This is a genomic window from Imperialibacter sp. (assembly GCF_040222385.1).
GTDB lineage: Bacteria > Bacteroidota > Bacteroidia > Cytophagales > Cyclobacteriaceae > Imperialibacter.
The window spans coordinates 103,090-114,135 of the sequence record NZ_JAVKDF010000040.1; the positions used below are offsets into that span (position 1 = coordinate 103,090).

10 protein-coding genes and 1 riboswitch are annotated in these 11,046 nt (G+C 46.0%); of the genes, 7 read left to right on the top strand and 3 right to left on the bottom strand.

Going from position 1 to position 11,046, the window contains the following annotated elements:
- Nucleotides 1–5: 5 nt before the first annotated feature.
- On the bottom strand, nucleotides 6–3,032 hold the full coding sequence (locus RIG68_RS21665; protein WP_350127148.1) for an AsmA family protein: 3,027 nt from the start codon (nucleotides 3,030–3,032) through the stop codon (nucleotides 6–8).
- 172 nt (nucleotides 3,033–3,204) lie between these two features.
- Between RIG68_RS21665 and RIG68_RS21670 the strand changes: the two genes are divergently transcribed.
- From RIG68_RS21670 to RIG68_RS21685, 4 genes are read left to right on the top strand one after another with little or no spacing between them, the layout of a single operon-like run.
- Nucleotides 3,205–3,849 (top strand): DUF4230 domain-containing protein, encoded by a 645-nt coding sequence (locus RIG68_RS21670; RefSeq protein WP_350127151.1) that lies wholly within the window; start codon nucleotides 3,205–3,207, stop codon nucleotides 3,847–3,849.
- 24 nt (nucleotides 3,850–3,873) lie between these two features.
- Entirely contained in the window at nucleotides 3,874–5,328 is a 1,455-nt protein-coding gene (locus tag RIG68_RS21675) for a pyridoxal phosphate-dependent decarboxylase family protein (protein ID WP_350127154.1), read from the top strand.
- A 26-nt stretch (nucleotides 5,329–5,354) separates the two neighbouring features.
- Nucleotides 5,355–5,576, top strand: a complete 222-nt coding sequence (locus tag RIG68_RS21680; protein ID WP_350072731.1) for a UPF0175 family protein — start codon at nucleotides 5,355–5,357, stop codon at nucleotides 5,574–5,576.
- Entirely contained in the window at nucleotides 5,569–6,024 is a 456-nt protein-coding gene (locus RIG68_RS21685) for a PIN domain-containing protein (RefSeq protein WP_350072733.1), read from the top strand. The genes RIG68_RS21680 and RIG68_RS21685 overlap by 8 nt, the downstream gene beginning before the upstream one ends.
- Here RIG68_RS21685 and RIG68_RS21690 read toward each other — a convergent pair whose 3' ends face one another.
- Entirely contained in the window at nucleotides 6,025–7,062 is a 1,038-nt protein-coding gene (locus RIG68_RS21690) for a homoserine O-acetyltransferase family protein (RefSeq protein WP_350122050.1), read from the bottom strand.
- 99 nt (nucleotides 7,063–7,161) lie between these two features.
- On the bottom strand, nucleotides 7,162–8,469 hold the full coding sequence (locus tag RIG68_RS21695) for an O-acetylhomoserine aminocarboxypropyltransferase/cysteine synthase family protein (RefSeq protein WP_350127158.1): 1,308 nt from the start codon (nucleotides 8,467–8,469) through the stop codon (nucleotides 7,162–7,164).
- Between the two features lie 251 nt (nucleotides 8,470–8,720).
- A riboswitch (SAM riboswitch) is annotated at nucleotides 8,721–8,831 on the bottom strand.
- Between the two features lie 208 nt (nucleotides 8,832–9,039).
- Between RIG68_RS21695 and tpiA the strand changes: the two genes are divergently transcribed.
- The 3 genes from tpiA to prmA are packed head-to-tail and all read left to right on the top strand — an operon-like array spanning nucleotide 9,040 to nucleotide 11,018.
- Complete coding sequence (gene tpiA, locus RIG68_RS21700; protein ID WP_350127161.1) at nucleotides 9,040–9,804, top strand: triose-phosphate isomerase; 765 nt, start codon at nucleotides 9,040–9,042, stop codon at nucleotides 9,802–9,804.
- Nucleotides 9,805–10,149, top strand: a complete 345-nt coding sequence (locus tag RIG68_RS21705) for a 7(1) septoil knot domain-containing protein (RefSeq protein WP_350127164.1) — start codon at nucleotides 9,805–9,807, stop codon at nucleotides 10,147–10,149.
- Nucleotides 10,150–10,178: 29 nt separating this feature from the next.
- Nucleotides 10,179–11,018 (top strand): 50S ribosomal protein L11 methyltransferase, encoded by an 840-nt coding sequence (gene prmA / locus RIG68_RS21710; RefSeq protein WP_350127167.1) that lies wholly within the window; start codon nucleotides 10,179–10,181, stop codon nucleotides 11,016–11,018.
- Nucleotides 11,019–11,046 lie beyond the last annotated feature (28 nt).

Below are 11,046 nucleotides of genomic sequence, written 5' to 3' on the forward strand. Positions count from 1 at the left end.
AGGAATTATTCTCCTCCTCCTCCTTTTTTCTTCTTAAGCAGCCCTTTCAGTTTGTCGGCAGCCTCCTCCTTCACTTCCTCCTTCTTCTCTTCGACTTGTTCCTTCACTTCTTCCTTGGCTGCCTCTTTTTTCTCCTCCACTTCTTTCACAACGGCTTCTTTCTTCTCTTCGGCTTGCTTAATTGCCTCAGCTTTTGCTTCATCAGCTTTCTGTGTCGCCTCTTTCTTCTTGGCATCCATTTCTGAAGCCAGCTTCGCCTTGGCAGCATCGGTGGCTGATTTTCCACCTTCGCCTGCATCTACGCTTTTCAATGTCACTTTTGGATCATCATAAGTGCCCCCAACACCGAAGTTCATAACAATATTAGAGGAGACAGCCGAGCTCACTCCGGTGACAGATGCTATCGCCTGATTGGCGGCCGCCGATGCGGCACCCGCAGGCACGTTCATCGCCATGACGTAATCCATAGTACCATCAATACCATTACTTCCAGCAATAGTGGTTTTGTATTTGCCTACATTTACATCGAAGGGCTTCAGCCACACTCTTCCGTCCCTGATTTCTGCCTGCATAATCACGTCCTTCAGGCTCAATGTCCCTGAGTCATCGCCAAGCTTCGATACCGAAGAGAGTGCAGTCAATACCTTCACCTCGTTTACCTTTCCTTCAGCTACCTTTACCACACCCTGGCCAAGGATCGACTCCATGACCGGCATCATATCCTGGCCTAAGCCTCCAGCCATCACAAAGTCAGTGGAGAACTTTCCTTCCATCTTCTCAGCTATCGGAGCCAGTTGTTGGACTGTCGTGAATGTATTGTACGCTGCTTTGATTGACATATCGGTGATTGAAAAATCAAAGGCAAATATTGGCTTCTCAAGGTCACGGCTATCGTACTCCCCGTCCATTGCAAACAGGCCATCCATCAGGTTGAACTTACCATTATCAAGTTTTACAACACCGTCTTTCACAATGATATTGCCCTTCATGTTTTTGATCTCCATGTTGTCATACAACAGACTGGTAATGCTTGATCTAAGAATGAAGTCTATATTCTTTGGTACTTCTACTACTTCAAGGGCAGCCGTGTCGGCCTCCACAGTGGCAGTGGTGTCTTCATCGGTCATCCACTCGTTCAGGTCAAACGAGTTCGAAGAAAAGTTCAGCTCGCCTTTGATGGTTTCATCGTTCATCACATAGGCCATATAGTTGGTAATTGCGCCGGTCATGGCCATGTCGCTACGGCCAAGCGTAGCGTTGAACTTACTCAGGCGAACTTCTTTTGGATTGAAGCTAAGTTCAGACTCAGAAATAGCAAAGCCCTGGGGCAAGTCGGCATCTGCATAATAGAAGTTGCTTACGGTCATCCCTCCACTTGTAGCCAGTTTGTCGTATCTCTCGGCATCTACATCCGACATTTTGCCTTTCGTCAGCATGTTGGCAGCGATTTTGCCGTTCAACTCCATGCCCTCCATTGGGAAGATTTGCATGATCTTCTCGAGATCAACACCTCCATTCACAGCCAAATCCCAGGTATAGTCATCGAGGTTTTCAAACCGTAGTGTTGATTCAAGCTTTTCCCCATCTACCAACATGGTAAATTTGTCCATCAACACCACCGTTTCAGCCATTTTGCCGCTTTCGTTTTTGATGGTAGTGTGCATGTTGATCTGCTCCATGGGCACTGGGTAGTCAGCATATTTGATGAATCCATCCGCCAGGCCCATTTCCATGTCGATTGTTGGAATCGTGTTGGCGATGCTGTCATAAACGCCTTGAGATTTGGCACTCATGCTGAACATGCCCTTCATCTCAAGACCTTCCATTGGGAACATGGTGGCCAGCTCACCGAGGTTTAGTTTTGCCTGAATGTCAGCCACCATGTCGTAATTCACCAGGTTTTTGATGGTTAGCTTGGCGTCTACCGGATTACTACCAAAGTCGAGGTGGAACTGTTTGATGTCAACCACCGTGTTGTCTAAGTTGCCATCAGCGCAGTCGATCAACATATCAACATTCACATTACTCACTGCTGAGGGCAGATCAGGATATTTGAAATTGCCGTCTATTACCTTCATGCCAAAATTGAACGCTGGCATTTGAGTGTCGTTGTAGATGCCTTTTACAAACCCACTGAATTGGGTGTCGCCAGAGGCTGTCAGCCCGGTGAAGCTATCACTGTACATGCCAGGCACAAGCGACAACAATGACTTGAAGCTATTTTCAGGCGATGAAAAATTAATGTCCATGTCGTACCCTTCTTCTGGCATGGCAAAATACCCGTCAAAGTTGAGGCCGAAGTCATTGAGCGACACCACATTGTCCTTAAAGGTAAATTTCATCTGGCCTAAGTCCATATTCAGAGCCATGTCGGCTTTGAGCCTTTTATTGGACATGTATTCTACACCATCATAGGCGACAACCAGATTTTCTATTTCTGTATAAGTGTCCATATCAAACACCTCCAGCGTAAAGTCGCCGCTTCCCGTGTGGTTCATGCCTTTCATCGCCATGTAGAAAGGTATGGTAGCGTCGTCATAAACAATGTTGCCATTTTTGATCTCCCATTTGTCGATGCCAAACTGAACATCACCACTTTCTGTTGGGGTTTGTTCGGCAACCGGTTCCTCCGAGGGCTTGGCTATATCATAATTGGCTTTGCCATTGGCCAGCACCTTTACGTAAATATTTGGCTCGTTGAGGTACAAGCCGCTGATACGGTAGTTGCCGTTGATCACAGACATGATGTTGACCACCACGTCTACCTGATCGACCGCAGCCAGAGTGTCTTTCTTAAATTCATCTATGCCAACAACCCCCAGGCCACCGAGTGTTACTGTTAGATTGGGAAAGTTTTTGAAAAGTGTAAGGCCAAAGCGTGATTCATCAAAATAGACTTTGGCGTTAACATTCTCCGCAATTGCATCGTCGAGCGCTGCCTTAATATCATCTTTATAGATGAATGGTAGTATGGCTGCTGCCAAAAGCACTACTACAATGAATCCACCAACAATCAATAGAAACTTTTTCATGGCTGAGTGATTTTAAATTCGGAAAGGACAATTACCCGTATATATTACGTTTTCGTTTGAAGTAATTAGATGCAAATTAACAATTTAGAATGCTGAATGATAATAACGAGGACATGATTTATTTATGATGTTTATGCATCAGCATCTATTGAATTTATAATTTTCACAAACAATGATCTTTACACCCAAAATAATCTTCAGAATACTGCTATGGGCGCTCTTGCTGGTCGGCGGAGTAGTGCTGTGGTTCAACAGTGGGTTGTTTGTTGAGCCAGCCACGGTGAACCGGCGACACCAGGTGCTGCTGAAAGAAATCGAAGCTTTGGGCAAGCTGGAGCTGGTGAAGTACCGGATTCAGGATGTGGTGGAAATAGAGAGACTCAGCAAGCGCTACCTGGATTTGGGCATTTTCAGGATTCAGGACGGTGGCGACTCGAAAGCGGTGCTGATTGCTGCAGGAGAAGCCGTCGCATGCATCGATCTTTTAAAAGTGACGACTTCTGACATTATCGACGGCGACACACTGGTAATTCAACTACCAAAACCTGAGCTTTGCTACCACAAAATTGACCACAGCAAAAGCAGGTTTTACGACTTAAAAAGGGGCATTGGCCTGGAAGACAAAGAGTTCAACCAGTTTATTGACACTACCTACGCTCAGGCCGAGGCTCAGATGATGAAATCTGCCCTCGATGGTGGCATCCTTGAGGAGGCAGAGGAAATGGCTTACAAAATTCTCTTGCCGCTTCTCAATAAAGTTGCGTCCCGGCCTGTAATCATTTATTTCAAAGAGGAGGACGTTATCCGCTTAAACTAAGCCGTAAAAAATTCTCTACATCAAATGAATCTAGACTTTCAGGAAAAAGAATTCCGGCAATACACCGAGCAAGCAGTAGCCATCTACTTCGGCTGGTTAAAGCACCTCAGAGACTCCAAAATCTATCGCAACTACACACCAGCTCAAATTCAGGAGCGATTTAATGAAGCTCTTCCAGAGGACGAAACATCTATGGAATCGCTGCTGGCAAGCGTTGGTTCCGACGTTTTCGAGATGTCGAACTTCAACCCGAGCCCCAATTATTACGGGTATATCACCGGAGGAGGCAATCAAGTTGGCATGCTAGCTGAGTTTCTAAAAGCTGGGTTGAACCAAAACAACCTGAAGTGGCACAACGCCCCAGCCAACTCCGAAATGGAGAAAATAGTCATCAAATGGCTCTGCCAGTTCATGGGTTATCCTGATGATAGCTCAGGCGTGCTGGTGAGTGGTGGCTCGGAAGGTAACTTCCTGCACCTCGCCGTCATGCGAAAAGTGATGGGGCCTGCCTCTCTTTCTCAGAGGGGCCTTTATGGCCAAAAACCTATGACGGTCTATGTTTCTAGTCAGGGTCACTCCAGCTTCGACAAAGCCATGGATCTGCTGGGCATGGGCAAAGAATATCTTCGGAAAATTCCCGTGGATGAACAGTTTCAGGTGAGGGTAGATTTGATGGAAGAGGCCATTCAGAAAGACCTGAACGAAGGATTGCTTCCCATTGGCGTTATCGGTATTGCAGGTTCTACCAACAACGGCGCCATCGACAAATTGGATGAACTGTCAACCCTCTCCAAGAAATATCAGTTGTGGTACATGGTCGACGCCGCCTACGGTGGCCCTGCGGCAGGCACCACTTTGGCTGGTCATCTTTTTAGGGGAATGAATGAGGCCGATGCCGTTCTTGTTAACCCTCATAAATGGCTCTACGTGCCCTTTCAGGTGGCTGCTGTTATTGTGAGAAAAAAAGAGCACCTCAAAAACACTTTCAGCCTGGTGCCGGACTACCTGCGGGGAGGTTTGGAAAAGACGGACAGAGAAGACCTGATGGATCTGACGTTACAGCTCACCAAAGACTTTAAAGCACTCAAAGTATGGATGACTTTCAAGGCCTACGGAGCGAAAAAGCTACGACTGGCTATCGAGAACGACATTGCAGTAGTGAGGTATTTCCAGGATTTGGTAAATGCCTCCGGAGACTTCGAAATGTTGGGGCCAGCCAATTTGTCGATCGCCACCTTTCGATATGTTTCAGATGACATTGGAATAAAAAGTAACCAGACAAAAATTGACGCAGTAAACGAACGGATACTCGAACTGATAGAAGAAGACGGACGCATCTTTTTTGCCGGCACCCGTATTAGTAACAGGCCTGCTTTGCGTATCAACTGTAACAATTACCGCAGGACGAAAGCTGATATCGACTTTTTGCTGAAAGTGTTGAGGGAATTGGGTGAGAAGGCACTGTCTACTCTTATCTAGTTGATTTTATATTATATTTGTTTTACATGAAAACAATTACGCTCAATCTTCCAGAAGAGACTGACGAGAAAGAGGTCAAGATGATCGTTGCATCATCACTCTTTGAAAAAGGGATATTGTCGTCTGGCCAGGCTGCTACTTTTGTTGGCATCTCCAAAAGAGAGTTTATTGAAACTGTCGGCAACTATGGAGTGTCTATTTTCGGAGAAACCGCAGACGACCTGAAGAAGCCATTTCCTCATGGCTGAGGTGATTATCTCGGACACAAGCTGCCTAATAGCTTATCAACGAATTGACAGACTCGACATCCTTCAAAAGTTATTTCATGAGTTGATCATTACTGAGCAGGTTCTCTCTGAGTTTGGCAAAGCTGTTCCTAAATGGATAAAGGTCAAGTCAGCACCGACCCTGTTTAGTCATAGCATTCTTGAAACGCTCGATTTAGGAGAAGCAAGTTCAATTTCGCTCGCTCTAAAAACGCCTGATTCAATTCTAATTCTTGACGAGCGGAAAGGAAGGAAAGTTGCCGCCGACCTGGGCCTGGAAATTATAGGCTCACTAAGAATCCTCGTCCTAGCAAAAGATAAAAAGATCATTCCCAGTGTGCGTGAGGTAGTGGGTCAGCTTTCTGAACAAAAATTTCGATTTTCCACACACATAGTCCGACAGCTTTTAATAGAAGCAGGCGAAGAATAGTTACACCTCTACCATCACCCTCCTGTAAAACTTCTCTATGGAAGCGCCAATGGCCTCCCATTCTATCAGAAACCCGTCGTGTCCGTAAAGCGAATCGATAATGTCCAGTGAGGCATCATCGACGTGGGAGGCCAAAAACACCTGTTCATCAATAGGAAACAAAATATCGGATCTGATACCAACAAAGTGAGAGTTGGCTTTTATCTGCGAAAGTGCTTTCTCTATGCTGCCTCTTCCTCTGCCCACATTGTGCGAATCCATTGCTTTTGACAGCCTCCAGTAGCTATAAGCATTGAATCGCTTCTTCAGCTTTTCTCCCTGATACTGCTGATAACTCGACGCCAAATAGTCATCTGTTTTTTCAGTCGTGTCCTCCTCTTGCGTTCTCTGGTAAGTAAGGTAGTGCCTGTAGGAAAGCAGGGCAATTGTTCTGGCAGTCTTCATTCCCTCAAGCCCAGCATCTGGTTTGCTTTCCTTAAATGTAGCGTCGTTCACAATCGCCATCCTTTGTGACTCGTTGAAAGCAATACCCCAGGGTGAATGATGGGCGTTGGTGGAAACTCCAATGAGGTTCTCAAAAACTTCAGGCTCAATAATGGCCCACTCCAGTGCTTGCTGCCCTCCCATAGAGCCCCCAATCAGGGTGTGGACTTTCTCAAAGCCAAGGGATTTTCTCAATTGAATAAAAGCGCCAACTATGTCCCGGTTGGTGGGCGTGGGAAAATCGTGAAAGTAGGGTTTGGCTGTGGAGGGATTTTTGTCGAGTGCGTTAGTGGAGCCATAACAGCTCCCCAGCATGTTAGCACAAATCACAAAGAACTTCTCGGGATCATACACTTTTCCGGGCCCAAACAACCCTGGCCACCACTCTGAAGGGTTGGAGTTGCCAGTCAGCGCATGACAAACCCAAACCACATTATTTTTTTCTGGGCTTAGCTTACCAAACGTCGTATAAAGCAAGTGGTATTCGGACAATTGCTTACCAGATTCAAGCTTTAGTGGTTCGGTTGATTTGTATATATCCTCAGCTATTTTCACTCCTTCTTCAATTTTCTTGGGTTAAAATTCCTCCCGGGAGCATCTGTCACCACCGGGAGGTAAGTCATCAATTAACCTGTATATATAATTAACTAAAATTTACTTTTTTAGCTGGTCAAAAGCCTGTGTCAGGTCTGCTTTAATGTCGTCCACATGTTCGGTACCAGCCGACAGTCGCAATAGATTAGGGTCAACCCCAGCTTTTAGTTGTTCCTGTTCGCTTAACTGTTGGTGAGTTGTCGACGCTGGGTGAATAATCAGCGTTTTCGAATCTCCCACGTTGGCCAGGTGGCTTACAAGTTTCAGCGAATCAACAAACTTCTCTGCGTTGGCCTTACCGCCTTTGACTTTGAATGACAGCACACCACCAAAGCCCCTTTTCAGGTATTTCTTGGCCAATGCGTGGTATTTGCTGCTGGCCAAACCTGGGTAGTTTACACTTTCAACCAAAGGGTGTTTTTCCAACCATTGCGCCAACTCAAGGGCGTTCTGCACTGTTCTGTCCAGTCTGAGAGAAAGTGTCTCAATGCCCTGGAGCAAAAGGAAAGAATTGAAAGGGCTTATCGCTGGGCCAAGGTCACGCAAGCCCTCCACCCTTGTTCTGATAGCAAAAGCTATATTAGGCAGTCCAAGTGGGTTTCCTTCACCAAAAACTTCCCAGAAGTTCAGTCCATGGTAGCCTTCAGATGGCTCCGAAAACTGCTTGAACTTTCCATTGCCCCAGTTGAAGTTTCCACCGTCAACAATAATCCCTCCAATACTTGTGCCATGACCACCAATCCACTTGGTGGCAGATTCAACCACCACGTTGGCTCCATGCTCCAGCGGACGAAAAAGGTAGCCACCGGCACCAAAGGTATTGTCAACCACCAAAGGAATATTGTGCTTCTTCGCTACTGCTGCTATCTCTTCAAAATCGGGAATGTTGAATTCCGGATTGCCTATCGTTTCAAGGTAGAGTGCTCTGGTATTTTTGTCGATCAGCTTTTCAAACTCGGCCGGTGAGTCATTTTCTACAAACCTCACGTCAATACCCAACCTCTTGAAGGCAACTTTGAACTGGTTATAAGTGCCTCCATACAAGTGGTTGGTAGATACCAGGTTTTGGCCTGCTTCCAAAATGTTGTGCAAGGCCAAAAGCTGTGCGGCCTGGCCCGACGCTGTTGCCACTGCAGCAACCCCTCCTTCCAGAGCAGCAATTCTCTTCTCAAAAACATCCGTCGTCGGATTCATTATCCTCGTGTAGATGTTCCCAAATTCTTTCAGGGCAAACAGGTTGGCACCATGCTCTGAGTTCTTGAACGTATAGGAGGTGGTTTGATAAATAGGCACCGCCCTCGACTGTGTGGCTGAATCTACTTCCTGACCTGCGTGTAATTGCAGTGTTTCAAATCTTAATTGTGACATATTATAAGGTGTTTTTAAATTGAAGTTGAAATAAAAATTGCCTGTAACGGGTTGGCAACCTGGCCAATAGTCCGTCGTTTGCTGCTAAGCGACAAAGGCAAGAGCGCCTAGCAGCACATACAGCAACAACAGCCGGCAAAAGCCGCCCCGATAGAAAAATTTAATACATGAAATGCGTGATCCGATGAACGGCCGTACGATGAGATAGCGCTTGTCGCTAGAAGAGATTCCTGATTTTTCATTTTGCTCTCAATTTATATTCTCCCGACACTTGCCGAGATCAGGATTTAGCACCTTACCACCTTGAGTGGCCGGTTGCTAGCGCTTCATAGAGCCTGTCTCTCCACGCTTCTTTATAAATCAATTGCTAAGAATTGACTTGAAGGCACAAACGTAGATATGCCGAATTATGTTTCCAAACATTTTGCAAAAAATTTCCTGAGTGCTGATTTTGAAGGTATTGCCTCGAAAATGACGCATTTTATTTTGTGTTCCTCCGACAATTAACTCAAATGCGGTCTTCTAAATATTCATATTCAGCTATATTTGGGCCCGATTAAAATGAAAATCATGAGAAAGAAGATTGTAGCAGGAAACTGGAAAATGAATAAGAACCTTGAAGAAGGACATCAGCTGACTTCCGAGGTAGTTAACATGGTGAAGGACGAAGTGACCAGCGCCGTGCAGGTGGTTTTATGTACCCCTTTTATTCATTTAAACTCTATCAGCAAACTTTTGGCAGGAAGTAAAAACGTTATGCTTGGTGCGCAAAACTGTAGTGAACATGCATCAGGTGCTTACACGGGCGAAACGTCAGTTTCGATGCTCAAGTCTGTCGGCACTCAGTTTGTCATCATTGGCCACAGCGAGCGAAGAGAATACTTTGGAGAAACCGATGCTCTTTTTGCAAAAAAGGTTGATGCGGTGTTGGCAGCTGGCATGACGCCTATTTATTGCTGCGGCGAAAAACTGGAAGTGCGTGAAGCCAACAATCATATAAAGCTGGTAACTGCGCAGGTATCTGAAGCCCTCTTTCACCTTTCAGCAGACGCCCTTCAAAAAGTAGTGGTCGCCTATGAGCCTGTTTGGGCCATCGGAACCGGTAAAACAGCCTCCTCCGCACAAGCCCAGGAAATGCATGCTGAAATCAGAGCTCACCTGGCTGGAAAATATGGCAAGAATGTTGCCGAAGAGATTACCATACAATATGGCGGCAGTGTGAAGCCGGACAATGCAGTTGAAATATTTGCTCAGCCTGACGTGGATGGCGGACTGATCGGCGGCGCTTCATTGAAGTCCCGTGACTTTGTCGACATTGTAAAAGCAATGAAGTAAATGAACATTTGCGTTTTCCTCGCTTTAAGTAGTTTAAGCCTTTCTTCTGTCGAAAAGCCCGTAGTTGCTGTAGATCAGGATTTCTGTGGCGTTTATGGAGCCATTTTCGTGGAAACCGATAGAAGAAGAGCTGACTACATCGTTTTTGAAGAGGAGAACGAAGCTTTTGCCGACATGCTGATCTTCAAAGAAAGCAGCAGGGTTTTTGCTGACAGGCAGGGGATTTGGTACTTCACCAAAAACCGGGGCCTGGCCGACTTCACGATATATTATGTCAAAGAAAAAGGCCAGCAACACTTTTCTGTCAATTTCACTGATACCGAGTCATTTGCCGGCTGCAGATAGGCAGTTAACCACCCTAATCCAGGTCAACTATGGACTTTATCGAATTGCAAATTAAGACCTCCAGGGATCTTGCAGATATCCTCATAGCCGAGCTGGGAGAAATTGGCTTTGACACCTTTGAGGAAACTGACGAGGGGTTTAATGCTTATATTTTGGAAGGGAGCTTCAAAGAGGCTGATGTCAAAGAAATTATTCAGAAGTATTCTTTCCTTGGCATCGCCAGCTACGAAACTGTAAAGATTCCAAAGGAGAATTGGAACCAAAGCTGGGAAACAAACTACCACCCCATCGAAATCCCAAGTCGCTGCAGGGTCAGGGCTTCTTTTCATAAACCCGACCCATCTTTTCCGTTGGAAATCGTTATTAACCCAAAAATGTCGTTCGGCACAGGGCATCATTCCACCACCTATCTCATGATGGAACTACTGCTTGATAGCGACCTCAAGGAAAAGTCGGTGTTTGATTTTGGCACTGGCACTGGCATATTGGCCATTTTGGCCGCTAAACTTGGCGCAGCGCACGTCGACGCCAGCGACATCGATGAGTGGTGCATTGAAAACGGCATGGAAAACATTGCCATTAATGATTGCAGTAATATTAAAATCCAGCTAGGCGCAGTGAAAGAGGTTAAAAAGAACCCCTCCTACGACCTGGTCATCGCCAATATCAATCGAAATGTGTTGCTGGAAGAAATGCCAGACTATGCCGCTGTTCTTCCCGAAGGAAGCAAGCTGTATCTCAGCGGCTTCTACGAAGCTGACCTACCAGTAATTGAGGAAAAAGCCTCGTCGCTTGGCTTTCGCAAGACCACCCATAAGGTACGAGAGGCGTGGGTGGCAGCTGCTTTCGAAAAAAAGGCGGTTGAATAGATAGTAACAGGCCCCCATTTTTCGTTAC

Bases quoted from the DNA above. Each gene is read 5' to 3' on its own strand.
- RIG68_RS21665 (WP_350127148.1), bottom strand. From the start codon at position 3,032: ATGAAAAAGTTTCTATTGATTGTTGGTGGATTCATTGTAGTAGTGCTT.
- RIG68_RS21670 (WP_350127151.1), top strand. From the start codon at position 3,205: ATGATCTTTACACCCAAAATAATCTTCAGAATACTGCTATGGGCGCTC.
- RIG68_RS21675 (WP_350127154.1), top strand. From the start codon at position 3,874: ATGAATCTAGACTTTCAGGAAAAAGAATTCCGGCAATACACCGAGCAA.
- RIG68_RS21680 (WP_350072731.1), top strand. From the start codon at position 5,355: ATGAAAACAATTACGCTCAATCTTCCAGAAGAGACTGACGAGAAAGAG.
- RIG68_RS21685 (WP_350072733.1), top strand. From the start codon at position 5,569: ATGGCTGAGGTGATTATCTCGGACACAAGCTGCCTAATAGCTTATCAA.
- RIG68_RS21695 (WP_350127158.1), bottom strand. From the start codon at position 8,469: ATGTCACAATTAAGATTTGAAACACTGCAATTACACGCAGGTCAGGAA.
- tpiA (WP_350127161.1), top strand. From the start codon at position 9,040: ATGAGAAAGAAGATTGTAGCAGGAAACTGGAAAATGAATAAGAACCTT.
- RIG68_RS21705 (WP_350127164.1), top strand. From the start codon at position 9,805: ATGAACATTTGCGTTTTCCTCGCTTTAAGTAGTTTAAGCCTTTCTTCT.
- prmA (WP_350127167.1), top strand. From the start codon at position 10,179: ATGGACTTTATCGAATTGCAAATTAAGACCTCCAGGGATCTTGCAGAT.